Source organism: Hyphococcus sp. (genome assembly GCF_965267305.1).
Lineage (GTDB): Bacteria > Pseudomonadota > Alphaproteobacteria > Caulobacterales > Parvularculaceae > Hyphococcus.
Genome location: NZ_OZ253945.1, coordinates 2,902,462 through 2,928,172 on the forward strand (window position 1 = coordinate 2,902,462; position 25,711 = coordinate 2,928,172).

The following is a 25,711-nucleotide window of genomic DNA, read 5'->3' on the forward strand; positions in this document are numbered from 1 at the left end:
CCCCCGCGGAGTTTCACGACATGATGAATAAATTTTTCTGCGCCGCTGCAGCTTTTGTAGCCATGACCGCCGCCGCGCCGGCCCAGGATGAAGACCCGTTTCTGTGGCTGGAGGAGGTCGAGGGCGAAAAGGCGCTCGACTGGGTGCGCGGCGAGAACAAGCGGTCTCTCGGCGAGCTCGAAAGCGATCCGCGGTTTCAGCCCATGTATGAAGAGGCGCTCTCGGTCCTCACCTCGGATGCGCGCCTCGCGCTCGGCCAAATTCACAATGGCCATGTCTATAATTTCTGGCAGGACGACGATCACAAGCGCGGACTGTGGCGCCGGGCGAGTGTCGAGAGCTATCGCTCGGGCGAACCCGAATGGGAAACCGTGCTCGACTATGATGCGCTTGCGGCTGCCGAAGACCGCAACTGGATTCGCGGCTCGGTCGTATGCCTGTCGCCCGAATATGTTCATTGCATGGTGGAGCTTTCCGACGGCGGCAAGGACGCGGGGTACTGGCGCGAATTCAACACAGACGAAAAAGCCTTTGTAGAAGGCGGCTTCGCCCTCGATGAAGCGAAGTCGAGCGTCGAATGGTTCGATGCGGATACGCTTCTTATCGGCACGGATCGCGGCGAGGGATCCCTGACATCATCCGGTTATCCGCGCACGGTCATGCGGCTAGTGCGCGGCGGGTCTGTCGCTGATGCGCCGGTGATTTTCGAAGGCGAGGAAACGGATGTTTCTTCCGACGCGCGGGTCGAACATGAAGGCGGCAAGACGCACGTTTTCGTCAGCCGCAGCGTCACATTCTTTGAATCCGAATATTATTATAAGGATGAGCAGGGCGAGTTTAAAAAACTGCCGCTCCCTCTTAACGCCGATTTTCAAGGCGTGCTCGACGGCCGCGCAGTTTTCTTCCTGCGCGAAGACTGGGAGCATGACGGAAAGACCTACGGCCAGGGCGCGGTTATCGCTTACGGCCTGACGGATGGCGGTGTGGAGACAGTGTTCGAAGCTTCCGCCAACCAGTCGGTTGAGGACGTCGAGATCGGCAAGTCAAACATCGTCATTCAGTATCTCGACGATGTCTCGGGCGCGGCGGTGCGCGTCACGCGCTCGAAGAAAGGCGACTGGAAAGCCGCCCCGATCAAGCTTCCTGAAAACGGCGTTGTTTCCCTCGTTTCCGCCGGCGGCGGCACGGATGACGCGATCTTTTCCTTCGAAAGCCTGACGACGCCGGACACGCTTTATTATGTGACCGCAAAAAACAAGGTTGAAAAGATCGCCGAAACTCCAGCCTTTTATGACGCGACAGGCGTCACCGTCGAGCAGCGCTTTGCTACGTCCGCGGACGGAACGAAAGTCCCTTACTACATCATGGGACTCGATTCCGTCTTGAAACAAGGCAATGCGCCGACAGTTCAATATGGCTATGGCGGCTTTCTGGTGCCGATCCTGCCTTACTATTACGACGATCCGTCGCGGCCCCAGCATGGCGCGCTTGCGGGCCTCATGTGGGTGAAGCGCGGCGGCGTGCTCGTCCTTTCAAACATTCGCGGCGGCTCTGAATACGGCCCCCGCTGGCACCAGGCGGCGCTGAAGGAGAACCGTCAAAAAGGGTTCGACGATTTCATCGCAATTTCAGAAGATTTGATCGCGACGGGCGTGACGAGCGCTGAAAAACTCGGCGCCATCGGCCGCTCCAATGGCGGGCTGTTGATGGGCGCCATGCTGACCCAGCGGCCGGATCTTTATGCGGCGATCGACATCGGCGTGCCGCTTCTCGACATGAAGCGCTACAACAAGCTGCTCGCCGGCGCGTCATGGATGGGCGAATACGGCAATCCCGACATCCCGGAAGAATGGGAATATATTTCGAAATATTCGCCCTATCAGAATCTCAAGGCGGGCGAGCCTTATCCCAAGGTGCTGTTCTACACCTCCACCAAGGATGACCGCGTTCATCCGGGTCACGCCCGCAAGGCGGCGGCGAAAATGGACTCTTTGGGTTATGACTACTTCTATTATGAAAACATCGAAGGCGGTCATGGCGGCACGGCCAATCAGGAGCAACTCGCCCACAGAACCGCGCTTGAATGGGTTTACTTCGCTCGGATGTTGATGGGCTCTGACGACTAGGAGCGCCGCCTTCAGGCTCCCTTAAAACAAAGCCGCCCTCAAAAGGGCGGCTTCCTTGTATGTTCCCGGGCGTTAGGCTGCGCGCCATTCCTTGACCTGCTTCTCGGCCTCTTCACGAGCGACGCCGTATTTTTCCTGGATTTTGCCGACCAGCTTGTCCCGGTCGCCTTCGATCTGGGTCAGTTCATCGTCGGTCAGCTTGCCCCATTGGGACTTAGCGGAGCCTTTCAGCTGGTTCCATTTGCCTTTTAATTCATCCGAATTCATGATGCGGATTCCTTTCTTGTTGCACATCAACCAAACACGGCGATCGCGCGCTCCGTTCCCTTTAAGCGGGAAACCGGTCTAGGATTGCGCGTATGAAATGGAGGGCGGCGGATGGCCTGGTGGTTCGGCATTAAACTTTGGAAACGGGTGTTTCTGGGCCTCGTGCTTGGCGTCATCTTCGGGCTCGCCGTGTCGCAAGCCATGGAGGCCGCCGCCGCCGAAGCGCTGCTCGCCAAGGTCAGAGTGATCGGCGATGTGTTCATCCGTCTTATCCGGATGATTGTCGTTCCGCTTGTCTTCTTCACGCTGGTCGCCGGCATTTACGCCATGGGCGATCCGAAAAAACTCGGCACGATCGGCATCAAGGCTTTCCTGCTTTACATCCTGACGACGTTCTTCGCGAACCTCATCGGCCTCGGCATGGGGCTCTTGTTTCAGCCTGGCAAGGGCGTCGAGCTCGGCGGCGCCGAGCCGCGCCAGATGGGCGAGGCCCAGCCCATCGGCGAGCGCCTGATGGGCATCATTCCGGAAAATCCTTTCGCGGCGCTGGTCGAAGGCGACATGCTGGCCATCATTTTTTTCGCGCTTCTGCTCGGCGTCGGTCTCTTGATGGCGCGAGAGGCGGGGCAGGCCGCGGGCCGGTTTTTCGAAGCCGGCGCCGAGGGCATCCTCAAGATGACGCATATCATCATGGAGCTGGCGCCTTTCGGCGTCTTCGGTCTCATCGCCTATGTGGCGGGCACGCAAGGGATCGCCACTTTCACGGCGATCCTCTCCCTGACGCTCGCCGTCTATCTCGGTTGCGCGCTGCACATGCTCCTTGTCTATGGCGGTCTGGTGCGGGTGATCCTGCAGCTGCCCTTCGTGGATTACTTCCGCGGCATTCTCGATCCGATGATGGTCGCCTATTCTACGTCATCGTCTTCGGCGACGCTGCCGGTGACGATCCGCGCGGCGACGGAAAATCTCGGCATCAAGAAATCGGTTGCGGGTTCGGTCCTGCCGCTCGGCGCCACCATCAACATGGACGGCACATCTCTTTATCTCGGCATTGTCGCGCTCTTCACGGCGCAGGCCTTTGGCTACAATCTGGAGCCGCAACATTATTTCCTGATCGCGCTCACCGCCGCGCTCGTTTCCATCGGCACGGCCGGCGTCCCCTCGGCCTCCCTGTTCCTCTTGTCCATTGTCCTCGACGTCTTTGAAGTGACGCCGGAACATACCGCGCTCGTGATCGGGTTCATCTTCCCGTTCGACCGGCTCCTCGACATGATGCGCACGGTCACCAACGTCACCGGCGACACGGCGGTTGCAACCGCCGTCGCCAAATGGGAAGGCGAACTTGACGAAGACGTCTTCCGACAGAAACCCTTAAGCTAAATCCGCCGCGCCGGGGAGCTGCGCCATGGCCAACAATATCAAGCGTCTGCGTCTCGGTTTCCTGTTCAGCCCCCGCGAATTCTCGCGGCTCATCGGGATCTATCCGGAATATCTGCCGCGCCTTGAATCCGGCGAACGGGCTTTGAGCGATCCCTGGATCGACGCCGTCAGCAACGCGCTGGGGATCGCCCCCGAAGACGTGCTCGATCCGGACGCGAATATTGAAAAGATCGTGGCGTCGGTTCCGCGGCCGGAAGTCAAAAGGGCGGCTGTCTGCCCCATCGGCGCGCGCTATGCGATTCTGGCGGTCGCCGCGAAAACTTGCGGCCTACGCCCGGCCCAGCATATCGCGGAAGACGACCTTGCGGACGCCGTGTGCAGTTTGATTGCCTATGTGGATGGGGATGGCCGCCCGGCTGCGTCAGCCGAGCTCGACGAAAAAACGATCAGTCGTCTTTCGCAAGGTCTTCAAATAACCGCTTTAACAATCCTTCAATCTTGCTTTGACGATCCGCCTCCGGATTTTCAAGAGCGTCTGAGCGCCGCCCTGGCAGGGGCAGTGTCGATGATTGAGGCGTTTTCCCGAATCGATGAGCCCGTCCATCGGTTGGAAACGGAATGATGTTGCCGCTTCTCCGCTTTGGAAAAACGTCAAGCAAACGCTCGTAGAGCGTTTCCGCGCGCTTGCGGTCATCTTCCTCCAACTTATCCCCCTCCGTGCCTGCCCCGGCCTCTTAAGGATGTGACTTCCTTAACAAAATCGCGGCGGGGAGGAAAGAGCTTTTTGGCGCGGGGGAGTAAGGGCCCGGAATTACTTGCGTTCATTGATTGTTAACCAAAGTAGTATCCGCATTTAACTGCAGATTAAATTCAATTGGGTCTTCTTTTTACACCGGTATGAGGCCGGGAGTGGAGAAAGACCTATGAGAAGTAAAGATCTGCGCAGCGAGCAAATCGCTCTCCTGCGTTTCGAAAAATCCCTGAAAGAAGCGGCGAAAGACAAAGCCTCGGGCAAGCCGCTCGACAAGGCGCCGGTGCTTGCCGGTCTCGCCGCGGTCACGGCCGCCGGGGCCAGCGTGGCCGACAAAATGGGCGATGCGTCGCTCGTCAAATACGCTTCTGCGATAGAACGTGCGGCTCTTGCGCCGAATGACGGGAACGCCTGGCTCTTGAATCTTGCGGAAGTCGTTTCAAAAAGTCACAGTGCGATCGAGGCGCTCGCCCTGAAGGGGGCGTTTGTATTCTTGCAGGCGGGCGGCACGCCCAAAGAGGATCCGCCGGAGGTGATCGCATCTCTGCTAATGAGTGGATTATCGTAGCACGTTTTGGGGCGTTCCTGTTTTTCGGGGTCGCCCTCTGCTATTTTTCTGGGTCCAAGAACCTGAAATTGGCGTCAACAGTCATCGCTATAAACTGGATCTTGGACAATACCTTCTACGCGTTTATGAAAAGCGCGTCGGTGAATCTGATCGCGCCCGTCGCGATTATCGGGATGGTGCTATTCTGGCAGTTCTGGCATACGAAAAGCCTCAACGGCGCCTTCATTCACCGCGCGTTTTTCATCTACTATTTCCTGTATTTCGTGATCAATAGCTGGCACCTGCTGGGCCGATTTTTCTTCCCGGATACGTTGGCGGCGACTTACTATTTTTCACTTGCCGCATCGAACATCGTTTTCAGCCTGATCGTCGCCACGATGTGGGGCTTAGGCATTCTCAAGATTCTCGACAAATATTCAGAGGGCGGGTTGATGGGTGTTTACAACCGCAATATCGAAAAATGGCGGAAATGGTTTTAGGGCGTTGAAATGAAAACGCCGCGCTTATCCGCGCGGCGTTCTCTTACTTCATTCCTGGACGGAAGAAACTTAGGCTTGTTTGCGGCGGCGCGACGCGAAGCCGAGACCGGCAATGCCGCTGAGGAGCAACGGCAGCGCGGCCGGAACCGGCACGTCCGAAACTTCAGCCGTCACATATTTCACGCGGAAGCCGTCGCCCGAACCGCCCGGGATAGTGGCGATCAGGTAGCGATAGGCCGATGCGATGCCGGAAAGGTCGATCGTGGCGAAGCCTTCAATGCCATTGCCGCTCGCCGAGGCGAGAAGCGTGCTGATCGACGTGATCGCGCTGAGGCCGCCGGACGTGATCGCCGCGACGGCCGCATTGTTGGAGCCGTAGATGCGGATGTCGTCATAAAAACCGGCGAGCGACAGCGTGATGCTGTCGAACTGGGCCAGCGCGCCGAAATCGAGAACGATCGCTTCGTCGTCGCCGATATTGTCGAGCTGGTCGATGTCGCCGCGGCCGGTCGTGACGCCCAGTCCCAAAATGGTCTGGTGCAGAGACGGCGCTTCCGGCTCTTCGGTGTTGACGGCGATGGCCGTCACCGAATCCGGGCCGCTGACGAAGGTTTCGGACTTGCCGAGGTCGCCGCCATTGCCGCCGAAATAGAAGGTTGCGGCCTGGGCGCCGCTGAGCATGACGGCGCCGGCCGCCGCGATGCCCATGAGGTTGAGGAATTTCATTCTGAGATACTCCAGATGTTATTGTTCTTGCTGTGCACAAACGCCGCCAAAAGGCTGCGCGGGCGCGGTGCTAGGATTGGTCGGGCGTCAACAACACGCCCCGGCGGTTGTATTTTCGGGAAAACATTCAAGGTGGGGGCGATAAGGACCGGGGCCGGAATGGCTGACGGCTTGCGCGGATGGGGCCGATCCTCTATAGCCCTGCCGGATTTCGGAAAACCGTAGTGTTTCCTGTCTCCGCCTGAACGACCCCCAAGCCTCAAAATTGGGACGGGTCAGGGGAGCGCCGCCGCCAGAGTAATGCTCTCGCGGCGGTACATTGCGTTTGGCGGTTGTTCCGGCTTCGGCAGGGCATATTTGAAGGCGGCGGCTGGCGGAAATGGCCGCGGATCAGAAGTTTCGAGACCGAAAGGGGTCTGATGTTTGAATCTTTAAGCGATCGCTTAGGCGCGATCTTCGAGGGGCTCCGTGGAAAGGGCGCCCTTGAGGAGAAAGACGTCAACGAAGCCTTGCGGGAGGTGCGGGTTGCGCTCCTCGAGGCCGACGTCGCGCTGCCCGTCGCCAAGGATTTCATCGCCAAGGTCAAGGAACGCGCCGTCGGCGCGGAGGTCCTGCGCTCGGTGACCCCGGGCCAGCAGGTCGTGAAGATCGTCCATGACGCCCTCGTCGATATGCTCGGCGGGGAGGAGGCGGACGGATCGCTCTCTTTCGCGACGACGCCCCCGGCCGTGTTCATGATGGTCGGCCTTCAGGGCTCGGGCAAAACCACCTCGACGGCGAAGATCGCCCTCCGGCTCCAGAAGCGCGAGAAGAAAAAGGTCCTCATGGCCTCGCTCGACACGCGCCGCCCGGCCGCGCAGGAGCAGCTTAAGATTCTCGGCGAGCAGGCCGACGTCAAAACCCTGCCGATCATCGCCGGGCAAAGCCCTCGCGACATCGCCAAGCGCGCCATCGAGGCGGGCAAGCTCGGCGGCTTCGATGCGGTGATGCTCGACACGGCGGGCCGGCTTTCCATCGACGAACAGTTGATGACCGAGATCGCCGACATCCATGCGCTGACGCATCCCATCGAAACGCTGCTCGTTGTCGACGCGCTCACCGGTCAGGACGCGGTGACGACCGCCGAGAAGTTTAAAGAGCGCGTTCCCGTCACCGGCGTCATCATGACCCGCATCGACGGCGATGCGCGCGGTGGCGCGGCGCTTTCCATGCGCGCGGTCACCGGCGCGCCGATCAAATTCGTCGGCGTCGGCGAAAAGCTCGATGCGCTCGACGCCTTCGAGCCGAAACGCATGGCTGGCCGCATTCTCGGCATGGGCGATATCGTTTCGCTGGTCGAAAAAGCGTCCGAGGAAATGGACGCGGAAAAGGCCAAGCGCGCCGCGAAGAAAATGGCCAAGGGCGAGTTCGACATGGACGATCTCGCCGACCAGTTCAAACAGATGCGCAAGATGGGCGGCATGGGCGCCATCCTCGGCATGCTGCCCGGCATGGGCAAGATGAAGAAGATGGTCGATCAGGCCGGCGGCCTCGACGACAAAGAGATTGTTCGTCAGGAAGCGATCATTTCCTCCATGACGAAACAGGAGCGCAAGAAACCGGCGCTGATGAACGCGAAACGCAAGAAACGCGTCGCCGCCGGTTCAGGCACATCGGTTCAGGAAGTGAACAAGCTTCTGAAAGCCCATCGCCAGATGGCGGACATGATGAAAAAAATGGGCAAGGGCGGCATGAAAGGCCTCGCGGCCCAGATGGCCGGAATGGGCGGAGGCAATCCCTTCGGCGGGGGCGGCGGGCCCGATGCGGCGGCCCTTCTGGAACAGGCGAAAGCGAAATCCGGCAAAGGCGGCAATGCTCCGTCAGCGGATGATCTCGATTTCGACGCCATCGAAAAGGCGCTCTCGGGACAAGGCGCATTGCCGCCGGGTTTCGGCGGGCTGCCGGGGAAGAAGAAATAGTTTTTGAAATCAACCAAGAAGGAAGACCAACATGTCGTTGAAAATCAGACTGGCCCGGGGCGGCGCAAAGAAACGCCCGTTCTACTCGATCGTCGTCGCCGACTCGCGCAATCCGCGCGACGGCCGCTTCATCGAGAAGATCGGCACCTACAATCCGCTCCTCGGCCGCGATGATGAAAAGCGCGTTCAGTATGATGACGAACGCGCCAAATACTGGCTGTCCAAAGGCGCGAAGCCGACCGACCGCGTCGCGCGCTTTTTCTCCGTGAACGGCCTTGTCAAATGGGAGCACGGCAATAACCCGCAAAAAGGCGAGCCTGGCGCCGCGGCGAAGGAACGCGCTGCAAAACGCGCCGAGCGCGAAGCGGCGGCCAATGCCCCCGCAGAAGCGCCGGCCGAAGAGGCGTCTGCTGAAGAAACCGCCGAATAGGCTGTTTCTTCTCGGCTTTTGTCCGTAGGGAACCTGTTCTGCATTTCCCTGTTAGCGGCTCGTTGATGAGTTTGCCACGGGCGCGTGAACAACCATTTCACGCGCCTGCTAACAAGGAGACCCGGAATGATGAAATCCCTGACCGCAATCGTCGCGCTCTTGTTCATGAGCATGTCCCTCTCCGGCTGCCTGCTCGGCGCCGCGGCGGGCGCCGGCGCCATCGGCTATGACGAGGCGACGGAGAATGACGGCGAGTTCGATCCGCTCGAAGAAGCCTATGACGGCGATCCGGACACCAAAGGCCCGGCCGACGTCCTTGACGACGACGACGACTAATTCACGGGGTCTGCCCCAATCCAGGAAAGCGCGCCTCTTGAGGCGCGCTTTTTCCTTTCAGCCCTGAAGCCGCCGCTTTTGATCTTATGCTAGGATGAGGCCGGGTGAAGAATGGGGTTCCATATGATGACCGGACGGAAATGGCTTCTTCTTACAGGGGCGGCGGCGCTGTCGCTTGCCGCCTGCGACCAGTCTTATGAGGATAATTTTTCGGGCGACCGCGCCGTTGGCGGCGTCGCCATGGAGCGAATGGAAAGCGCGCCGGCAAGAGCGATGGCGCCGTCCGAACCTGCTCCGGAACCGGGCGCCGAGGCGGGAATGATGCTCGCCTATTCCTATTCCATGGGCGTGATGGCGCCGAAGGCGGCGGTGGCGCCCCTGAAAGAGGCGCATGAAAAAGCCTGCGCCGATGCGGGGCCGAAGCTGTGCCAGGTGCTCGGCTCCTCGGTGAATTCCTGGGGCGAGGATCATGTTTCGGCTTATCTGAATTTGCGCGCCGCGCCGGACTGGCTCGCGTCGTTCCGCGACAATATTGCGGCGGATGCGGATAAGGCGGGCGGGCGCGTCACGTCGAACAATGTGAACACGGAAGATCTCACCGCCTATATCGTCGATCTCGATGCGCGGCTTGAGGCGAAGCTTGCTTTGCGCGAGCGGATCAAAAATCTGCTCGAAACCCGCGACGGGGATTTGAGCGATGTTCTCGCCGCCGAACGCGCGCTTGCGGATGTGCAAGGCGAGATCGATTCCATGACCGCCCAGCGCGCGGCCGCTCGCGCCCGCGTCGACATGTCGGCGCTGACGATTTCCTATGAAAGCGATCCGGAAACCTCGACGGGCGTCTTAAAGCCGCTGTCGGAGGCGTTCAAAGACTTCTTCAGAACCTCCGTTGCGTCGCTCGCTTCGGCGGTGAATTTCGTCGCCCGCGCCTGGCCGTTTTTCCTGATCGCGCTTGGCGTTCTCTTCATTCTGCGCGCCTGGTGGCGCGGGCGCCGCGCAAAAGCCTGAACGAAAAAAGCGACGGCCCCGAAGCGTGACGCGATACGCAGCGCCGCTTCAGGGCCGTCTTGATTGAAAGCGGGAGTAGTCCCCCAAGCCGGCCAGACCTTGGCCGATTGTCCCGCTTTCGTCTCCCCCAGTCTCCCCCAGACAGGTTCCCCCCATTTCGGCTCTCTGACCGCTTGCTCCCCCTCGGGCGCAATCTCTCGTGTCGGTGTTCCGTCTCTCCCCCTGAAAAGGCGCCGGTTCTTATGCGCGGCGCCTCTCCGGGAGGAGAGAACCGGCGCTCAACGTTCCTCGCTGGCGAAAGCGACAATCCCCGTCGGCATGGGCAGGCGCGGCTGGAACGGATTTTCGATGTTCGCGGCGTCCTTCGCGATTTCGAATTCGGCGCTCGCCATAACGACCGAGTCGAGATTGGCGGCGGTGTCGGCGCGGGCGGTTTCGACCGTGGTTTCCGGCAATTCGCCGAAGGCGACGAGCGGGTTGAAGACATTCTCGATCTTCGCCATGCGGGCGTTGATTTTCTGGTTCGTGCGTTCGATCAGCGCGAGGGTGAAGGCGTCCTGATCGGCATTGAGATCTTCCTGGATCAACTGGGTCAGGGTCGCGTAGCCCGGCTCTTCGGCATGGGCGCCTGAATTTGCATTCACCCCGGCTGCGGCGGCGAAGGCGATGATCGACATGTAAATCGTGCGGTTGGTCATTTCTCTCTCTCTCCTGGTCTTGGGAGGCGTCGGTTCGGCGCCTCGATGGAATTAACTATAGGAGGGAACGCGGCGGGGGCCTGTGATGGGCGTCACAGCCTTGTTTTGGTTCACAAAATCGCCTTGATTTGCGCCGGTTTCGCCGCAATTGGCCGGGGGTGGCTTTCCCATCCCCGCTATTGCCCCCGGGGGCCGGGCCCGCCTAATCTCGCGCGAATTTTAACCAGACGCCGCGGGGCGGAGAGCGGCGCGATCAGTATCAAGGGGTACAAAGTCCAAATGGAACAATTCTATACGCTCGTCGACAATGTGAGCGGCTTTATCTGGGGCGGCACTTGGGGGGCGACGGCGGTTCTGCCGCTGGCGCCCATGGTGGTCATGCTGCTCGGCGCCGGCCTCTATTTCATGATCCGGTTGAAGTTCCTGCCGATCCGCCGCCTGCTCCCGGCGTTCGGCAATCTTTTCCGCGGCCGCAAGGACAATACGGACCCCAGCGCCGGCGGCGATATCACGCCGTGGAACGCCCTCTCAACGGCGCTTTCCGGCCAGGTTGGCACGGGCAATCTCGCAGGCGTTGCGACGGCGTTGTCGCTCGGCGGTCCGGGCGCGATTTTCTGGATGTGGGTGACGGCGTTTTTCGGCATGGCCGCCGCCTTCGCGGAATCGAGCCTTGCGGTGAAATATCGTGAGAAACACCCTGACGGGCATATTCACGGCGGGCCGATGTATTACATCAAGAACGGTCTCGGAAAGGGCTGGGTCTGGCTTGCGGTGTTCTTCGCGCTCGGCACCGTGTTTTCAGCGATCGTGACCGGCAACATGACCCAGGCGAATTCGGTCGCGACTGCGATCGAATCCGAACTGCCCGTGCCGACCTGGGTGTCGGGTCTTGTGATTGCCGCGCTCACCTTCATCGTCATTATCGGCGGCATCAAATCCATCGGCTCGGTAGCGGGGAAAGTCGTGCCGGCCATGGCGCTCGGCTATATCGCCGTCACCGTGGTGATGCTCGTCATGAACGCCGAGCACATTCCGCTCGCGTTTCAGGAAATCTTCTCCTACGCCTTCGGCCTTGAACAGGCGGCAGGCGGCATCGCCGGTTACACCGTGCTTTCCGCCATCAGATTCGGCGTCGCCCGCGGCCTTTTCTCGAACGAGGCGGGACAGGGCTCGACCGCCATCGCCCACGCGGCGGCGAAGACCGACGATCCTGTTTACCAGGGCGAAATCGCCATGCTCGGCGCGTTCATCGACACGCTTGTCATATGCACCATGACGGCGCTCGTCATTCTCACCGTGGATGGACAATACGCGTCAGGCGACGGCGTTGTGGAATATGCTTGGCAATCGACGACGCTGCAGGGGGCGCAGGTGACGACCGCTGTCTTCGGCCACGGCCTGCCGGATGTCACGCTGTTCGGAACCGTCATTTCTCCGGGCGGCATTTTCATCGCCGTAGCGCTCGCGCTCTTTGCGTTCACCACTATCATCGGCTGGTCCTATTACATGGAGCAGGCGGTGACCTATCTCTTCGGGGACGGCCTGGCGAAACCTGTGCGCTATGTCTGGGTGGCGATGGTGTTCATCGGCGCGCTGCAGCCCATCGATTTCATCTGGCGCTTCGGCGACATTTCGAACGCCGCCATGGCGTTCCCGAACCTGATCGCGATCCTTCTCCTCAGTCCCGTGGTTGTCGCCATGGCGAAGGAGAAGGGCCGGCTCTGACGAAATCGTCAGTGAAGTGATTTCGCGCCCGGCTTGGCTCCCAGGCCGGGCGCGTCTATTCTGGGTCAGAGAGTTGAAGGAGCGTCAGGGTGAAAAACCGTTTTCTTCCCATCATCGCCGGAATTGCAGCCATCTCGGCGAGCGCCGCCGCACAGGATGCGCCGGTTGAAGACGGCGCCTATATCCGCCTTGGTGCGGGCGTCTCCATCGCCGGCGACTGGGAGCAGGATCTGGCCTTTAATATGGATCCGAGCGGACCATTCTCTGCTGGCTCACTGCCGCCTACAGAACAACAATTGGATTTTTCAGAAGGTCTGACGGCCGCTGCTGCGCTTGGCTTCGACTATGCGGACGGGATCCGCACCGAACTGGAATATCGGTATTCGAAGGCGGACATAGATCAGGTCACGCTGTTGGGAGGGTTTACTGAAGAAAACGGTTCTGACCCGGTTTCTTTTGATCCCGATGCTGAGATCAAGGCGCATTTTCTGATGACCAATTTCTTTTTCGACTTCGCCAATTCCTCGCCCCTGACGCCGTTCATTGGCGGCGGGGTGGGCGGCGCGTTCGTCTCAAACGAAAACGCCGAACGCGATGCGGCGCTCGCCTATCAGGGCAGGGCGGGCGTCTCGCTGGAGATGGGAACCGGCTTTACGGCGGATTTCGAATATATCTATCTGCGCACGAACGAGCTTGAATTCGGTCCGTCAGCGGATGAATTCACAGCCGAGGGTCCGTTTGGCCGCGCCGCGACCGGCGACCGTTATCAGTCCTCATCGGTAATGGTGTCGCTTCGCAGACGCTTTTAGCTCCATGACAATCGAGCTTTATCTCGCCTTCGTCGCAGCCACGGCGCTGTTGATCATCACGCCGGGTCCCGTGGTCGCGCTCGTCACGGCGACGAGCATCCGCTGGGGCGCGAAGAAGGCTTTCTGGATCATCGGCGGGACGGCGACATCCTGCATGCTTCACATGCTGCTCGTCTGCTTCGGCCTGTCGGCGCTGCTCGCGCGGCTTGGCGACGCGCTGTTCTGGATCAAATGGCTGGGCGCCGGCTATCTTCTCTATCTCGGCGTCAAAACGCTGCGAGAACGCCCGGCGCTGGCGCCGGACGATCTTTCCGCGCCGCCTGCGAAGTCGCCGCGGCGGCTCTTCGCCGAAGGGTTTTTCGTCGCGTTCTTCAATCCGAAGCCGCTGATTTTTTACGCAGCGTTCTTTCCGCTTTTCGTTTCGGCGGACGCCCCGGCCCTGCCGCAGCTTGCGTTGCTGGCGGCCACCTTTTTCGCCGTCAGCGTCACGATCGATTCCGGCTGGGCCCTTGCCGCCGACCGCGCCCGTCCGCTGTTTGCGCGCCTCGGCCGCTGGGGAAACCGGATCTCCGGCGGGGTCCTGATCGCCGCCGCCGCAGGGCTCGCGCTCTCGCGCAAATAAACCGCAAGCCGGACGTTCCGCCGCCTTCAAATAAGGGGCGCCTTGCGCTAGACCACGCGCCGACGGATCCCCCGGCGCTGGACGCGCCAATATTTCAAGGAGATTTCCCATGGCCCGCAAGAAAATCGCCCTCATCGGCGCCGGCATGATCGGCGGCACGCTCGCCCATCTCGCCGCCCAGAAAGAGCTTGGCGACGTCATCCTCTTCGACATCGCGGAAGGCATCCCCGAGGGTAAGGGCCTCGACATCGCCGAGAGCTCGCCCATCGACGGCTATGACAGCCATCTGAAAGGCACGCAGGACTACAAGGACATCGCCGGCGCCGATGTCTGCATCGTGACCGCGGGCGTCGCGCGGAAGCCGGGCATGAGTCGCGACGACCTCCTCGGCATCAACCTCAAAGTGATGAAATCGGTGGGCGAAGGCATCAAGGCCCATGCGCCGAACTCGCTTGTCATCTGCATCACCAACCCGCTCGACGCCATGGTTTGGGCGCTGCAGAAATTTTCCGGCCTCCCCGCCAACAAGGTGATCGGCATGGCCGGCATTCTTGATTCAGCGCGCTTCCGCTACTTCCTCGCAGAGGAATTCAACGTCTCCGTCGAAAGCGTCACGGCGTTCGTTCTAGGCGGCCATGGCGACACCATGGTGCCGCTCGTTCGTTACTCCACTGTCGCCGGCATTCCCTTGCCCGACCTCATCGAGATGGGCTGGACGACGCAAGGCAAGATCGACGCCATCGTCGACCGCACCCGCAAGGGCGGCGGCGAGATCGTCGCGCTGTTGAAAACGGGTTCCGCCTATTACGCGCCTGCTGCGTCGGCGATCCAGATGGCGGAAAGCTATTTGAAAGACAAAAAGCTCGTCGTTCCTTGCGCGGCGCAGCTCTCCGGCCAGTACGGCCTCAACGATCTTTATGTGGGCGTGCCCATCGTTCTCGGCGCCGAAGGCTGCGAGCGCATCGTCGAAGTGAAGTTCACCGGCGAAGAAAAGAAGATGTTCGACAACTCCGTCGACGCCGTGAAAGAGCTGATGGCGGCTTGCGTCAAGCTCGATCCGAGCCTCGGCTAAGGGCTCATAGATGCTAAGAAAAAGGGCGCTTTCGAGCGCCTTTTTTTGTTGCTCAAAAATCGGAAAAGGTTCCGCTATGCGGAATGTGAATTCTGGAACCTGTTCCTGATTTTGGAATTAGTTTGTATACGTCATGTTTGTTATTAGGCTTAACGCTTTGGTCATGGGAAGACCGTAACATCACCACCATCAAACCGGCGGCGTACCGCATGACATCAAAGGATCGCCGGATAAGGCGCAGGGGCTCGCAATGGCTTCTCGCAAACATCCTGCCTGAAGCAGGGGTGAGGTGTGTAGGTGCGAATGCGTCGAAATATGTAATGCCTATGCGTCGCCGCTTGCGCGTTTCTTGTCAGTGAAAACGCGATGGCGCAACCAAGCGGCGACGTTGTTTCCTAAAGCCGCGATATGATTCTCAAATAAAAAGCAATCTAGCGGCGGCCGCTGTAAAAGCCTTGCGTGTATTGCCTCGAGGGATAGGGAACGCCCGAATAAAATCCTTGCGTGCGCAGCCGGCGAAAGCTGCGCCAGGGACGGTCGCGGATTTCAATTTCAACATTGCAGTCTTTTGCCGGTTCTCCGCCCAGCAGAGCCGGTTCTTCCTTGCGCGGGCTCCCCTTGTAGAGGCGCACGCCGTTGCTTTGCGTCAGGCTCGCTTCGCCGGTCATGGCGCTGCGCGCCGATTTGCTGCCGGTCGTCAGAATGTTGACGCTCGATTGCGCATGAGCCGCGCCGCCCATGACGGCGAGGGCTGCCAGAACGATTGCCGGAAGGCGCATGTTGCTCTCCACTCATAACCCGTGCCAATGCTGCGCGCCGCCGTGCGCGCGCGCAAGCGCTGCAAAGAAGACTTGCGGCATTTTGCCGGCAATCATCGCGCCAAGCGTGTGCATCCGCCGCCATGTTCGCGTCAAAAGCGTAGCCAGGCGGGCGCGCATCGGGATAGAAGCCGTGCGATGAAGTTTCTCTACTCCCATCGCACCCGGGCCGCCGACGGGCAGCGTGTTCATATCGCCTCGCTGACTGAGGCGCTGAAGGCGCGCGGGCATGACATCGTCATGTGCGGGCCGGATAACGATACGTCCGGAAAGCTTGATGCAGCGGCGCGGCGCGGTCTAACGGCGCTGTTGCCAGCGCCTTTCTATGAATGCGCCGAGTACGGATATTCTTTTCCGGCTTATCGCCGCGTGCAAGCGCAGGCGTCGTCGTCAAAGCCTGATATTCTCTATGAGCGCTACAACTTGTTTTATCACGCGGGCGTTTGGCTGAAGCGCAAAACCGGCCTGCCGCTGCTCATGGAAGTAAACGCGCCGCTTGCGGAGGAGCGCGCCGCTCACGGGAATCTCTTTTTCAAAGATTGGGCGCAGCGGAGCGAGGCGGCGATCTGGCGCTCGGCCGACATGGTCTTGCCGGTCACCGAGGCGCTCGCCGATTATGTGCGCGCCGCCGGCGTTCCTGAAAGCCGCATCGAGGTGATCCAGAACGGCGTCGAGGAGCGTTTCCTGACGCCGCAGGATCCGGCGCCAGTGCGCGCGCGTTATGGGCTTGAGGGCAAGCTCGTGCTCGGCTTTGCGGGCTTCGTGCGCGACTGGCATGGGCTCGATCGCGCCGTTCGTTTTCTGGCGGAGACGGGACGCGATGATCTCCGCTTGTTGATCGTCGGTGACGGGCCTGCGCGGGCCGGTCTTGAAAAGTTGGCCCATGAGCTTGGCGTCGCGGATCGCGTGGCGTTCACTGGCGTCGTCCAGCGCGAAGAGATGCCGGCCCATGTGGCGGCGTTCGACATCGCGCTGCAGCCAGCCGTTGTGCCTTACGCCTCGCCGCTGAAGCTGTTCGAATATATGGCGCAGGGCAAACCCATCGTCGCGCCGTCCGCTCCGAACATCCGCGAGGTGCTGACCGGCGGCGAGGACGGCCTCCTGTTCGGCGAGGGAGAATTCGAGACGGCGCTCTCAATGCTTGTGGGCGATGCCGGTCTGCGTGCGCGTCTTGGCGCCGCGGCCCGCGAGACCCTAAAGAAGCGCGACTACACCTGGGCCGGCAATGCGCGCCGGGTCGAAGCGATCGCAGAGAAGTTGAAAGCTAGGGTATGACTATCCGCATTGAAACCGAACGCCTGATCATGCGTCCTCTGGCGCCGCAGGACTGCGAGGCCCATATCGCCATGATGCAGGACCCGGATGTGGCGGCGAGCCTCAGCCCCAATCGCAAACCCCAAGACCGCCACGATCTCTGGCGGCAGTTCGCGTCCTATCTCGGCCATTGGGACATTCGCGGCTTCGGCTGGTTTTCGGTGGAGGAGAAGGAAACGGGCGACTGGGTCGGGCGCGTCGGCCCGTGGGCGCCCGAGGGCTGGCCGGGGATCGAATGCGGCTGGTCCATCGCGCGGCCTCATTGGGGAAAAGGCTACGCGCCGGAGGCGGCTGTCGGCGCCGTCAAATGGACATTTGATCAGTTCCCGGACTTGTCCCGGATCATCTCCTGCATTCTTCCTGAGAACGCAAACAGCCAAGCCGTCGCCCGGAAGATCGGCGAGGAAAAGACCGGCGAGACATTCGAGTTCTGGGGCTTCAGGCTCGACATCTGGGCCGCGGAGCGCGAGGACTGGCTCGCGCGCTTCGGCTAATTTTCCGCCGCCGGAAATTTCCGCTTGAAATCCTCCCGGTTTTGACGATCTCATTTCATTGCCGTCGAGCCGTACGCTCCGGTCGCGAAAGCGATCAAGGCAAGGTCAGCGCCGGCAACAACCGAGTCTTAATCAGCGTGCAGGCGCACGCGGGGGCTGCCGTCCCCATTTGTCCGGCTTGGAGACAATCCGAAGATGATGCTTGTTCCGACTTACGTCGCCCCCAGCGACGTCGAAGGTGTTGGAGTCTTTGCGAGCGAAACCATCAAGAAGGGAACCCTGATCTGGCGCTATGAGCCCGACTTCGACCGCCTCGTCCCGGCCGCGTGGCTGAACGAGCAGACGCCGATGATGCAGGAGTTCCTCAGGAAATACGCCTATCCGGCCCATGACCGGCCCGACATGCTGGTCATCGAGATCGACAATGGACGGTTCATGAACCACACGCTGGAGCCCAACACGGACTTCACAAGGGTGATCGAAGGCTATGCGACCCGCGACATCGCCCCCGGGGAGGAGCTCCTCTGCAACTATGCTGAGTTCGATCCGGAATTCGCTCTAATGCCGTCCATGGTCGCCGCCTTCGCCACCAAAAAGGCGATGTCGAACGGCCATATCGGGGACTGAGATGGGCGGCTAAAGCGCGCAGCGCCATTTAGCGGTTGACCTTCGGCGGACGCGCCCGATCATGGCGGCGTCAGACAAGGGGCCTCATCCATGCGCAAAAATATTATTGCCATGCTTGCAGCGGCGGCGGCCGCCGCAACATTTAGTCAACAGGCAAACGCGCAGGAGGCGCCGCCGCCTGCCCTGACCGAGGCTCAGGCTGCGACCGTCGACCGGCTGATCGACGCGGGACTTGAAGACGACCTCGCCTGGGATCTTCTCGAAAGCCTGACGACGGAAGTGGGTCCGCGCCTCGGCGGCTCCCCGGCGGAAGCGCGCGCCCGGGAATGGGGCGTGCGGGAGCTGAAGCGCCTCGGTTTCAAGAATGTCCGTATCGAGACCTATGAGATGCCTTACTGGGCGCGCATCTCCGAAAGCGCAGAGATCGTTTCTCCTTTCCCGCAGCCGCTGGCGGTGACCGCGCTCGGACGTTCCAGGGGAACGCCCGAAGGCGGCGTCGCGGGCGAAGTGGTTCGGTTCCGTACGCTGCTTGAGTTACAAGACGCGCCGGAGACCGGCCTTGAGGGCAAGATCGTTTTCGTCGACGAGCCCATGGCGCGGACGCAGGACGGGTCTGGCTACGGGACGGCGGTGAGAAAACGCAGCCAGGCCGCGGTCGAAGCCGGCAAGCGCGGCGCCGTCGCGGCGCTGATCCGCTCCGCCGGCACGGACAGCCATCGCAATCCGCATACCGGCGGCGCCTTGAGCGGCGCGGGCGAAACCGCCGTGCCGACGGCGGCGCTTTCCAATCCCGACGCCGACCAACTCGCGCGAGCGCTCGAACGCGCCAAGGCCCCGGTCATCGTGAAGCTCGATTTGCAGGTCGAAACGGCGGAGAGCGTGATTTCTGGCAACGTGATAGGTGAAATTCCGGGGCAGACGGACGAAATCATCGTCATCGGCGGCCATCTCGACAGCTGGGATCTCGGAACGGGCGCCATCGACGACGCCTCCGGCATCGCCATCACCACCGCGGCGGCGAAACTCGTCGGCGATCTCAAAGGCAAGCCGAAACGCACCATCCGCGTCGTGATGTGGGGCGCGGAAGAAGTCGGCATCTATGGCGGCAAAGCCTACGCCGAAGCCCATAAGGACGAAATGGACAAACATGTCCTCGCGGCGGAATCCGATTTCGGCGCCGGGCGCGTCTATCGCTTCGACACGCGTTTCAGCGACGAGGAGGCGCCGAAAGGAAAAGTGTTTGAAGCGGCGCTGCGCCGCCTCGCCGTCACGCCGGGAAACAACATGGCCTTCGGCGGCGCCGATATCGGCGCGACCCGCGACCTCGGCGTGCCGGTCGTCTCCCTGCGCCAGGACGGGACCGACTATTTCGATCTTCACCACACGCCGGACGACACCCTCGACAAGGTCGACCCCGAAGACCTTCGCCAGAATGTCGCGGCCTGGGCGGCGTTTGTCTATATCGCCTCGGAGCTGGAGGGCGATTTCGGACGGCTGCCGGTGAAAGAAACTGGGCAATAAGCATTCATGCCAAAACCTGTCATACGCAGGCCCTATAAAGGCGCTGGCGGAATAGGGGTTTGGCCATGAAGATATTCATCACAAATGTGCTGGCGTCGGCGGGCGCTGCGGTGTTGCTCGCATCGTGCGCCGCAACACCAACAGATGCTGATGACGGCGGCAGCCTTCAGACAAGATATTATACAATTCAGTATCCGGGCCCGGATGAGCCGGATGGCGCGATCCGCGCCATTCCCATGCCGTCGGCGCCGCTGGATCAAACGAAAACCCTGACCCGCATCGTCTTCGCCTCCTGCGCGCAGCAGAATGGCGACCAGTCGATCTGGGACCGGATCGCATCGGAACGTCCCGATCTCACGCTTTACATAGGCGACAATGTCTATGGCGATGTGAGCCCCGATGAGCCGGCGCTTCCAGAATTGAAAACCGCCTATATGCGCCTTGCGCGCTCTGAGCCTTTTGCGCGCGTGCGCGCTGCAGCGCCGATGCTCACGGTCTGGGACGACCATGATTACGGCGTCAATGACGGCGGCGGCGATTATCCGCTCAAGGAACAGTCGGAAGCCTTGTTCGACTATGTCTGGGCGGTGCCGGAAGACGATCCGCGCCGCGCCCGGCCCGGCGTTTACGGCTCCTGGATCGTCGGCGAGGAGGGCAAGCGCGTTCAGATCATTATGCTCGACACGCGGTTTTTCCGATCGCCCCTGACCCCGAGCGATGAGCGCGGCGCCCACGGCAAGGAGCGCTGGCTGCCCGATGACGATCCGTCGAAGACATTGCTCGGCGACGCGCAATGGCGCTGGCTCGCCGAGGAGCTGCAAAAGCCCGCCGAGTTGCGTCTGCTCGTCTCGTCCATTCAGGTGATCGCCGAAGGCCATGGCTGGGAGGCGTGGCGCCTGTTCCCTCATGAACGCGCGCGGCTCTACAAGACGATCACGGAGCTTGGCGTCAACGGCGTGGTCATTCTTTCCGGCGACCGTCATGGCGCGGCGCTCTATCGCAAGGAAGGGGTCAACGATTATCCGTTGTTCGAAGCGACGTCGTCGTCCCTCAATCTGCCGGCGAGCATCTGGCGCGCGCAAAGCGGCGAGACCTATATGGAGCCGGGGCCCAACCGTCTCGGCGACATGATCTATGACGCCAATTACGGCCTTATCGACATCGACTGGAAGACGCGCGCCGTGAATGTTTCGATCCGCAGCAAGGACGGCGAGACTTACCTCGCCGAGACGGTCGATCTCAATTCGCTGCAATAAGGTCTCGTCAATCGGAAACAAAAACGGGGCCGCGAAGGGCCCCGTTTTCAAATCCGGTTGAGGTGAAACGCTCAGGCTTCTTTTTTCGGGCGGTTGTCGGTTTTCTCCGCGATGCGGGCCGACTTGCCGCGGCGGTCGCGCAGATAATAGAGCTTCGCGCGGCGCACCTTGCCGCGGCGCACGACTTCGATGGAATCGACCAGCGGCGAATGCACCGGGAAGACCCGCTCGACGCCTTCGCCGAAAGAGATCTTGCGCACGGTGAAGCTTTCATTGAGGCCGCCGCCATTGCGCGCAATACAGACGCCTTCATAGGCCTGGATGCGTTCGCGGTCGCCTTCCTTCACCTTGACGTTCACCTTCACGGTGTCGCCCGGCGCGAAGTCGGGAATGGTTTTGCCGAGTTCGGCGATATGTTCTTTTTCGAGTTGCTCGATGATGTTCATCACTTCGGTTCCTTGTTGTCATCGCGCCGGATAGGACCGTCAGATGAAAACCTCTCCCAGAGGTCCGGTCGTCGCGTCCGCGTTATTTCTTGCCGCTTTTCGCGCCGCCATTCGGCGATTTTCTTGTGATCGCCTGAAAGCAGCACCTCCGGGATGGCCCGGCCCTCGAATTCTCTCGGGCGCGCATACTGGGGATATTCCAGCAGCCCGCCCTCAAAGCTTTCCTCCCCGAGGGAGGAAGCGGAGCCCAATACCCCCGGAAGCAGCCTGACGCAAGCCTCGATGAGGGCCATGGCGGGGATTTCCCCACCCGCCAGGATGAAATCCCCGATCGAGACCTCCTCGATCCCCCGGGCCTCGAAAATCCGCTCGTCGAGCCCCTCGAACCGGCCGCAGAGGGCGATGAGGCCGGGCCCGGCGGCCAGCTCATGGGCTCGGGCCTGGGTAAACGGCGTCCCCCGGGGCGTGAGGCAGAGGAGGGGCCGGTCGTTTCGGGGCACGGAATCGATGGCGGCCGCCAGAATGTCGGCCCGCATGACGAGCCCCGCCCCGCCGCCGGCGGGCGTATCGTCGACGGACCCGTATTTATTGTCCGAGAAATCCCGGATGTTGACCGTATCGAGCGCCCACAGGCCCTCGCCTGCGGCCCGTCCTAGGACGGACGCCGCCAGCGGGCCCGGAAAGAGCTCCGGAAACAGGGTTAGAACGGTCGCGCGCCAGGTCATGGGGTTTGAGATGGCATGGGGGCGAGGGGGAGACAAGCCGGAGATGGGCGCGCGGGTCCCGCAATGATCGCCAACCGTCTGTCGACGAATAAGCGCCGGTGATCGCTTTCAAATTGCAGGCGATCCGCCGGACCCGGATAGTTCGCGTGCGGCGCCGTATTGGCCGTGCGAAGGGGATGGATATGGCCGTATTAAAGACGCCATTACGTTGCGTGAGGGTTCCGATGAAAAGACCTGCCGCACGCAAGGCCCGTAAAACTGTTCGGGCGGTCTCGGCTCTATGCGCTATCGCGGCGCTGGCGGGCGGCGCGCATGCTGCGCATCTGGAAGTCGCCTCAGACGCCCCAGCCTGGGCGCGTTTCGGCGCGGATGCGCTGCTTTATTTGCATATTGGCGGCGGCGCGATTGGCTTGTTGACGGGCGTGCTTGCGGTGCTCTCGAAAAAAGGCGCAACCGTACATCGCGCCGCGGGCAGTGTTTTCCTCGCTGCGATGTTCGTCACCTATCTCATCGGCGCCGGCGTCGCCCCGTTCCTGACGGAAGGGCAGCGGCCGAATTTCACCGCTGGCGTGCTGGCGCTTTACCTGCTCATCACCGGCTGGCGCACGGCGCGCCGCGGCGATGTTGCCGCGGGGAGGGCCGAGATTTTCGGCCTCTTCATCGCGCTGGCCATTACCGGCATGGGGCTCTTGTTCATGCAGATGGGCGCGGCGAGCCCGACAGGCACGGTGGACGGATCGCCGCCGCAGGCGTTCATCCTGTTTATTGTTGCGGGATCAGCCGCCGTCCTCGGGGAGCTCAATGTTATCTTGCGGCGCGGACTTGCAGGGCCCGCGCGCATCGCGCGGCATTTATGGCGCATGTGCGTGTCGTGGTTCATCGCGGCCGGATCTTTGTTTCTCGGCCAGCCGCAGGTTTTTCCGGACTGGTTCAACGCTTCGCCGATGCCTTTCGCGTTGGCGTTCATTCCGCTGATCGTGCTGATTGTCTGGCTGATAATCGTGAGGCTGATCTGGCCGCGCGCGGCGGCGCGGCGCGCCTGACCCTATAGAGTGATGCGAGTTAGTTGATCCTAGGGTTCAAGCGTTGAGGAAGAGGCGGATTGAACCTACTCGTCATATAGTTCCGGCGTCGTATTCCGGACCTTTATGGAACGCTCGCATTCTGCCGGGTCGCCCAGGCTCATTCCATTGCAGTTGAAAGCGTTTTCTATGGAAGATGCGAATTGTATGGCGGCCTGCGGCACGGCTTTTCGCAGCGCTGTTTGGGGGACATCCGCTGCGGTCGCATCGCTGTCCGCTTTCCAGCTCAAGACCCCAATCGAAAATTCTTTGCTTTCGGCGCTGCAGAAAGGCCGCTGAACAATAACTTCATAAATGTTTCGGGCCTTCGGATTGCTGCGAGGCTCGATGTGGATCGAGGTGAGATGACGCTCGCGCACGCTCCTCAGTTCCGTCTCGCCAAGCCTTCTGTGGTAGAGCCTCAGGGGGCAGTAGCCCGGCGTTTCCCAGTCGATCGCATAATCATAGGCAAAAAAGACATAGCGCCGGTCTTTTTGAAGCGTAAAGGAATAAGCGTAGTACTGACCAAAGCCCTCGATCAGGAAGGAAGGCCGGTTTTCGGCTTCCTGTTTGATGCGATTGCGGTCCTCTTCCTCTTCGTCCTCTTCTTCTTTTGCTTCAACAAGGTCAGACGCGAAATGAACGTAGCGGGATGTCAGTTCGGAAAACTCAACCCGATCGATGGTGACGTCAAACGGCTTCTTGTCAGCTATCTCAATGTCTTTAAGCTTTTCAGGCGCGTCAGCCTCAGAGTCGTCGATGTCCGCATGCCGGTAATATAAAGCGTATGGAAATACATCCTCGGCTTTTGGCCATTTATTGAGGCGTGTCGTCCATTCGGGCAAATAAACGCCTTCGAGGCGATCTTCTTCAAGATAGGGCGTGATGAGGTCATAGATGACATCAACCCGCTGCGCGACGCCGTCGCCATTTGAAAAACTGGAAAAGGACTTGTGTGAGTTGATCCCCACGACGTCTCCGTCCTTATCGAGCAGCGGCCCGCCGCTATTGCCGGGCGCGATCGCCATTCTGTGAACGATAAGATTGTTCGCGACAGGATCTTTCGAACGCTCCACGAGATCGATTGGCGCAATCATCGAGGAGATCACGCCTCTTTCAATCCGTGAAGCGGCGCTCTCTTCCGTAAGGTTGGCTGTCAGCGTGTCGACGGGATAGCCGATGCTGGCGATCGGCTCGCCGGCGGAAAGCGCGAGAAGCTTTTCTTCATCGCCAAGCGGCAAGTTCGGACCAAGCAAGTTCTCGCCTGTTTCAGGATCAAAGGGATCGACAAACAGCAAGGCGCCGTCATGCGCCATGTCGTAAATCCTGAAAAATCGGGGCGTGCGTATGCTCGAGTCAGGATCAACAGGCTGGTACGTCTCAACCAGTTTCCGAAATCTCGTACTTCCAGAATGGATTTTCGCGTTGCGAATTCGCAACGGTTTTCCCGTATGCCGGTTCAAGATTGAGTAGGCTTTTTCTTCAGCATCGAAGTCGAGCTCTGAGGCCACATGGGCGGCTGTGGCGAGAACGCCGCGATCGCGGTCAATAACGAAAGCGGTCCCGTAATGCTCGTCATGGTTGAGCACCATGTAGACGGATTTGTCCGCCTCTTTAAGTATGGCGGCCGGGATGACTGCTTTCAGGGCGGTGTCGGCGACCTGGCGCGTTTCGGTGAGTTCGTTCGATAGGTCACGATAGCCGCGATCCGTTCTAAACCGCGCAATTTCGCTGATGAGCAGAGCAATGGCCAGAATGGCTATGATTGCAACGCCAGCATGTTTCTGGATGTTCAACGTCACCGCCCCATACTCTTTCGGCGAGGACAATACTGGCCCCGCCGAACCCCGCTTTATAGTAAACTCAGGATTTTCGGTAATCTACTGAAAGTTTAGCGCTCTGAGCGTGACCGCTGAGTATCGTTGATGGGTTCAGTGTTGGCGTTCTTAGTGCGCATGCCGGCATTGCTGCGCTTGGTTTTATAGCGACCAAACCGTGGCGGACTGCTACTCGATCATGGAGTCCCAATGTTCGACGACCATCCCGTCTTTGACGCGATAGGTGTCGTACCACCACACATCAACCATCTCGGAGGGATTGTCGCGGCTGGGGAGCGTGCGCTGGAACATGAGCTGCACCAGGTCGCCCTCGGCGATTACAAACTCGAACTCGGTCAGCGGATATGTCCCCGGCTCCAGCGGCTGTGAATCCGGAAACTCGGTGTGAAGAAAGTCAATCAAGGCTTCAACGCCATCGGGCGCGACCGGGCTGTTCTGTTTGTAGTCCTTGGAGATGTATTTTCGCGCGGCGTCGATGTTCCGCCCGTCAATGACTTCATGCCACATGTCGAGAACAAGCTGCTTGTTCGCTTCAAGCTGCGTCTTGTGTGAGACTTGCTCCGGTTCCGCCGCGCAGGCCGCCACATATAGGAAAGGAACTAAGAATATTCGCCGCATTGGAACTCTGTGCCCTTTTATGCGAGAGTCATTTTAGG

General features: G+C 60.5%; 27 protein-coding genes. 19 read left to right on the forward strand and 8 right to left on the reverse strand.

Annotated elements, in window-relative coordinates; translation table 11 throughout:
* Positions 1 to 20: 20 nt before the first annotated feature.
* A complete protein-coding gene (locus ACQY5P_RS13900) occupies positions 21 to 2,126 on the forward strand; it encodes a prolyl oligopeptidase family serine peptidase (RefSeq protein ID WP_428407467.1) in 2,106 nt (701 codons plus the stop codon).
* A 72-nt stretch (positions 2,127 to 2,198) separates the two neighbouring features.
* Here the strand turns inward: ACQY5P_RS13900 and ACQY5P_RS13905 are convergent, their stop codons facing one another.
* A complete protein-coding gene (locus ACQY5P_RS13905; RefSeq protein WP_428407468.1) occupies positions 2,199 to 2,393 on the reverse strand; it encodes a CsbD family protein in 195 nt (64 codons plus the stop codon).
* Positions 2,394 to 2,504: 111 nt separating this feature from the next.
* Between ACQY5P_RS13905 and ACQY5P_RS13910 the strand changes: the two genes are divergently transcribed.
* The 4 genes from ACQY5P_RS13910 (at position 2,505) to ACQY5P_RS13925 (ending at position 5,571) form a co-directional block, all read left to right on the forward strand.
* Positions 2,505 to 3,773, forward strand: coding sequence for a dicarboxylate/amino acid:cation symporter (locus ACQY5P_RS13910; RefSeq protein WP_428407469.1), 1,269 nt, complete (start codon positions 2,505 to 2,507; stop codon positions 3,771 to 3,773).
* A gap of 25 nt (positions 3,774 to 3,798) precedes the next feature.
* Positions 3,799 to 4,395, forward strand: coding sequence for a helix-turn-helix transcriptional regulator (locus ACQY5P_RS13915; RefSeq protein WP_428407470.1), 597 nt, complete (start codon positions 3,799 to 3,801; stop codon positions 4,393 to 4,395).
* A 301-nt stretch (positions 4,396 to 4,696) separates the two neighbouring features.
* Positions 4,697 to 5,092 (forward strand): hypothetical protein, encoded by a 396-nt coding sequence (locus ACQY5P_RS13920; RefSeq protein WP_428407471.1) that lies wholly within the window; start codon positions 4,697 to 4,699, stop codon positions 5,090 to 5,092.
* Positions 5,093 to 5,232: 140 nt separating this feature from the next.
* Positions 5,233 to 5,571 (forward strand): hypothetical protein, encoded by a 339-nt coding sequence (locus ACQY5P_RS13925; protein ID WP_428407472.1) that lies wholly within the window; start codon positions 5,233 to 5,235, stop codon positions 5,569 to 5,571.
* Between the two features lie 69 nt (positions 5,572 to 5,640).
* Here ACQY5P_RS13925 and ACQY5P_RS13930 read toward each other — a convergent pair whose 3' ends face one another.
* Entirely contained in the window at positions 5,641 to 6,297 is a 657-nt protein-coding gene (locus ACQY5P_RS13930; RefSeq protein ID WP_428407473.1) for a VPLPA-CTERM sorting domain-containing protein, read from the reverse strand.
* A 419-nt stretch (positions 6,298 to 6,716) separates the two neighbouring features.
* On the opposite strand from ACQY5P_RS13930, the gene ffh reads away from it, so the two are divergent.
* The 4 genes from ffh to ACQY5P_RS13950 all read left to right on the forward strand — a co-directional run bounded on the left by ffh (position 6,717) and on the right by ACQY5P_RS13950 (position 10,029).
* Positions 6,717 to 8,255, forward strand: coding sequence for a signal recognition particle protein (ffh, locus tag ACQY5P_RS13935; protein ID WP_428407474.1), 1,539 nt, complete (start codon positions 6,717 to 6,719; stop codon positions 8,253 to 8,255).
* Between the two features lie 31 nt (positions 8,256 to 8,286).
* Positions 8,287 to 8,685, forward strand: coding sequence for a 30S ribosomal protein S16 (gene rpsP, locus ACQY5P_RS13940; protein ID WP_428407475.1), 399 nt, complete (start codon positions 8,287 to 8,289; stop codon positions 8,683 to 8,685).
* Between the two features lie 126 nt (positions 8,686 to 8,811).
* Positions 8,812 to 9,021 carry a hypothetical protein gene (locus ACQY5P_RS13945; RefSeq protein ID WP_428407476.1) on the forward strand — a complete coding sequence of 70 codons (210 nt, stop codon included), beginning with the start codon at positions 8,812 to 8,814 and terminating at the stop codon, positions 9,019 to 9,021.
* 123 nt (positions 9,022 to 9,144) lie between these two features.
* Positions 9,145 to 10,029, forward strand: coding sequence for a DUF4349 domain-containing protein (locus tag ACQY5P_RS13950; RefSeq protein ID WP_428407477.1), 885 nt, complete (start codon positions 9,145 to 9,147; stop codon positions 10,027 to 10,029).
* A 278-nt stretch (positions 10,030 to 10,307) separates the two neighbouring features.
* On the opposite strand, the gene ACQY5P_RS13955 is transcribed toward ACQY5P_RS13950, so the two are convergent.
* Complete coding sequence (locus ACQY5P_RS13955) at positions 10,308 to 10,727, reverse strand: hypothetical protein (protein WP_428407478.1); 420 nt, start codon at positions 10,725 to 10,727, stop codon at positions 10,308 to 10,310.
* A 279-nt stretch (positions 10,728 to 11,006) separates the two neighbouring features.
* Here ACQY5P_RS13955 and ACQY5P_RS13960 point away from each other — a divergent pair, with 279 nt between their 5' ends.
* The 4 genes from ACQY5P_RS13960 (at position 11,007) to mdh (ending at position 14,955) form a co-directional block, all read left to right on the forward strand.
* Positions 11,007 to 12,452: an alanine/glycine:cation symporter family protein gene (locus tag ACQY5P_RS13960; protein ID WP_428407479.1), complete on the forward strand. Its 1,446-nt coding sequence runs from the start codon at positions 11,007 to 11,009 to the stop codon at positions 12,450 to 12,452.
* Positions 12,453 to 12,541: 89 nt separating this feature from the next.
* The gene (locus ACQY5P_RS13965; RefSeq protein ID WP_428407480.1) at positions 12,542 to 13,261 is read left to right on the forward strand and encodes an outer membrane protein; all 720 of its coding nucleotides are present in this window, start codon (positions 12,542 to 12,544) and stop codon (positions 13,259 to 13,261) included.
* A gap of 4 nt (positions 13,262 to 13,265) precedes the next feature.
* The gene (locus ACQY5P_RS13970) at positions 13,266 to 13,883 is read left to right on the forward strand and encodes a LysE family translocator (RefSeq protein ID WP_428407481.1); all 618 of its coding nucleotides are present in this window, start codon (positions 13,266 to 13,268) and stop codon (positions 13,881 to 13,883) included.
* 109 nt (positions 13,884 to 13,992) lie between these two features.
* Complete coding sequence (mdh, locus tag ACQY5P_RS13975) at positions 13,993 to 14,955, forward strand: malate dehydrogenase (RefSeq protein WP_428407482.1); 963 nt, start codon at positions 13,993 to 13,995, stop codon at positions 14,953 to 14,955.
* A gap of 431 nt (positions 14,956 to 15,386) precedes the next feature.
* On the opposite strand, the gene ACQY5P_RS13980 is transcribed toward mdh, so the two are convergent.
* The gene (locus ACQY5P_RS13980) at positions 15,387 to 15,734 is read right to left on the reverse strand and encodes a hypothetical protein (RefSeq protein ID WP_428407483.1); all 348 of its coding nucleotides are present in this window, start codon (positions 15,732 to 15,734) and stop codon (positions 15,387 to 15,389) included.
* 177 nt (positions 15,735 to 15,911) lie between these two features.
* Here ACQY5P_RS13980 and ACQY5P_RS13985 point away from each other — a divergent pair, with 177 nt between their 5' ends.
* The 5 genes from ACQY5P_RS13985 to ACQY5P_RS14005 all read left to right on the forward strand — a co-directional run bounded on the left by ACQY5P_RS13985 (position 15,912) and on the right by ACQY5P_RS14005 (position 20,985).
* Positions 15,912 to 17,048 (forward strand): glycosyltransferase family 4 protein, encoded by a 1,137-nt coding sequence (locus ACQY5P_RS13985; protein ID WP_428407484.1) that lies wholly within the window; start codon positions 15,912 to 15,914, stop codon positions 17,046 to 17,048.
* Positions 17,045 to 17,581 carry a GNAT family N-acetyltransferase gene (locus tag ACQY5P_RS13990; RefSeq protein WP_428407485.1) on the forward strand — a complete coding sequence of 179 codons (537 nt, stop codon included), beginning with the start codon at positions 17,045 to 17,047 and terminating at the stop codon, positions 17,579 to 17,581. Before ACQY5P_RS13985 ends, ACQY5P_RS13990 begins: the two co-directional genes overlap by 4 nt.
* 195 nt (positions 17,582 to 17,776) lie before the next feature.
* Entirely contained in the window at positions 17,777 to 18,208 is a 432-nt protein-coding gene (locus ACQY5P_RS13995; protein WP_428407486.1) for an SET domain-containing protein, read from the forward strand.
* Positions 18,209 to 18,298: 90 nt separating this feature from the next.
* Entirely contained in the window at positions 18,299 to 19,729 is a 1,431-nt protein-coding gene (locus ACQY5P_RS14000) for a M20/M25/M40 family metallo-hydrolase (protein ID WP_428407487.1), read from the forward strand.
* Between the two features lie 65 nt (positions 19,730 to 19,794).
* Entirely contained in the window at positions 19,795 to 20,985 is a 1,191-nt protein-coding gene (locus tag ACQY5P_RS14005; RefSeq protein ID WP_428407488.1) for an alkaline phosphatase D family protein, read from the forward strand.
* Between the two features lie 71 nt (positions 20,986 to 21,056).
* Here the strand turns inward: ACQY5P_RS14005 and rplS are convergent, their stop codons facing one another.
* Together rplS and trmD are read right to left on the reverse strand one after the other, a co-directional pair.
* On the reverse strand, positions 21,057 to 21,431 hold the full coding sequence (gene rplS, locus ACQY5P_RS14010; protein ID WP_428407489.1) for a 50S ribosomal protein L19: 375 nt from the start codon (positions 21,429 to 21,431) through the stop codon (positions 21,057 to 21,059).
* Positions 21,431 to 22,156 carry a tRNA (guanosine(37)-N1)-methyltransferase TrmD gene (gene trmD, locus ACQY5P_RS14015; RefSeq protein ID WP_428407490.1) on the reverse strand — a complete coding sequence of 242 codons (726 nt, stop codon included), beginning with the start codon at positions 22,154 to 22,156 and terminating at the stop codon, positions 21,431 to 21,433. The genes rplS and trmD overlap by 1 nt, the downstream gene beginning before the upstream one ends.
* Before the next feature lie 224 nt (positions 22,157 to 22,380).
* Here trmD and ACQY5P_RS14020 point away from each other — a divergent pair, with 224 nt between their 5' ends.
* Positions 22,381 to 23,199, forward strand: coding sequence for a hypothetical protein (locus tag ACQY5P_RS14020; RefSeq protein ID WP_428407491.1), 819 nt, complete (start codon positions 22,381 to 22,383; stop codon positions 23,197 to 23,199).
* Between the two features lie 65 nt (positions 23,200 to 23,264).
* Here ACQY5P_RS14020 and ACQY5P_RS14025 read toward each other — a convergent pair whose 3' ends face one another.
* Together ACQY5P_RS14025 and ACQY5P_RS14030 are read right to left on the reverse strand one after the other, a co-directional pair.
* Positions 23,265 to 25,019, reverse strand: coding sequence for a S1 family peptidase (locus ACQY5P_RS14025; RefSeq protein WP_428407492.1), 1,755 nt, complete (start codon positions 25,017 to 25,019; stop codon positions 23,265 to 23,267).
* 204 nt (positions 25,020 to 25,223) lie between these two features.
* Positions 25,224 to 25,673 carry a nuclear transport factor 2 family protein gene (locus tag ACQY5P_RS14030; protein WP_428407493.1) on the reverse strand — a complete coding sequence of 150 codons (450 nt, stop codon included), beginning with the start codon at positions 25,671 to 25,673 and terminating at the stop codon, positions 25,224 to 25,226.
* Between the last annotated feature and the right edge of the window lie 38 nt (positions 25,674 to 25,711).

Coding starts and splice junctions, on each gene's coding strand:
- ffh (WP_428407474.1), top strand. CDS start 6,717: ATGTTTGAATCTTTAAGCGATCGCTTAGGCGCGATCTTCGAGGGGCTC.
- rpsP (WP_428407475.1), top strand. CDS start 8,287: ATGTCGTTGAAAATCAGACTGGCCCGGGGCGGCGCAAAGAAACGCCCG.
- ACQY5P_RS13955 (WP_428407478.1), bottom strand. CDS start 10,727: ATGACCAACCGCACGATTTACATGTCGATCATCGCCTTCGCCGCCGCA.
- ACQY5P_RS14000 (WP_428407487.1), top strand. CDS start 18,299: ATGCGCAAAAATATTATTGCCATGCTTGCAGCGGCGGCGGCCGCCGCA.
- ACQY5P_RS13995 (WP_428407486.1), top strand. CDS start 17,777: ATGATGCTTGTTCCGACTTACGTCGCCCCCAGCGACGTCGAAGGTGTT.
- ACQY5P_RS14005 (WP_428407488.1), top strand. CDS start 19,795: ATGAAGATATTCATCACAAATGTGCTGGCGTCGGCGGGCGCTGCGGTG.
- ACQY5P_RS13905 (WP_428407468.1), bottom strand. CDS start 2,393: ATGAATTCGGATGAATTAAAAGGCAAATGGAACCAGCTGAAAGGCTCC.
- ACQY5P_RS13960 (WP_428407479.1), top strand. CDS start 11,007: ATGGAACAATTCTATACGCTCGTCGACAATGTGAGCGGCTTTATCTGG.
- rplS (WP_428407489.1), bottom strand. CDS start 21,431: ATGAACATCATCGAGCAACTCGAAAAAGAACATATCGCCGAACTCGGC.
- trmD (WP_428407490.1), bottom strand. CDS start 22,156: ATGACCTGGCGCGCGACCGTTCTAACCCTGTTTCCGGAGCTCTTTCCG.
- ACQY5P_RS13985 (WP_428407484.1), top strand. CDS start 15,912: ATGAAGTTTCTCTACTCCCATCGCACCCGGGCCGCCGACGGGCAGCGT.
- ACQY5P_RS14030 (WP_428407493.1), bottom strand. CDS start 25,673: ATGCGGCGAATATTCTTAGTTCCTTTCCTATATGTGGCGGCCTGCGCG.
- ACQY5P_RS13930 (WP_428407473.1), bottom strand. CDS start 6,297: ATGAAATTCCTCAACCTCATGGGCATCGCGGCGGCCGGCGCCGTCATG.
- ACQY5P_RS13910 (WP_428407469.1), top strand. CDS start 2,505: ATGGCCTGGTGGTTCGGCATTAAACTTTGGAAACGGGTGTTTCTGGGC.
- ACQY5P_RS13945 (WP_428407476.1), top strand. CDS start 8,812: ATGATGAAATCCCTGACCGCAATCGTCGCGCTCTTGTTCATGAGCATG.
- mdh (WP_428407482.1), top strand. CDS start 13,993: ATGGCCCGCAAGAAAATCGCCCTCATCGGCGCCGGCATGATCGGCGGC.
- ACQY5P_RS13970 (WP_428407481.1), top strand. CDS start 13,266: ATGACAATCGAGCTTTATCTCGCCTTCGTCGCAGCCACGGCGCTGTTG.
- ACQY5P_RS13990 (WP_428407485.1), top strand. CDS start 17,045: ATGACTATCCGCATTGAAACCGAACGCCTGATCATGCGTCCTCTGGCG.
- ACQY5P_RS13915 (WP_428407470.1), top strand. CDS start 3,799: ATGGCCAACAATATCAAGCGTCTGCGTCTCGGTTTCCTGTTCAGCCCC.
- ACQY5P_RS13900 (WP_428407467.1), top strand. CDS start 21: ATGATGAATAAATTTTTCTGCGCCGCTGCAGCTTTTGTAGCCATGACC.
- ACQY5P_RS13950 (WP_428407477.1), top strand. CDS start 9,145: ATGATGACCGGACGGAAATGGCTTCTTCTTACAGGGGCGGCGGCGCTG.
- ACQY5P_RS14020 (WP_428407491.1), top strand. CDS start 22,381: ATGAAAAGACCTGCCGCACGCAAGGCCCGTAAAACTGTTCGGGCGGTC.
- ACQY5P_RS13920 (WP_428407471.1), top strand. CDS start 4,697: ATGAGAAGTAAAGATCTGCGCAGCGAGCAAATCGCTCTCCTGCGTTTC.
- ACQY5P_RS13980 (WP_428407483.1), bottom strand. CDS start 15,734: ATGCGCCTTCCGGCAATCGTTCTGGCAGCCCTCGCCGTCATGGGCGGC.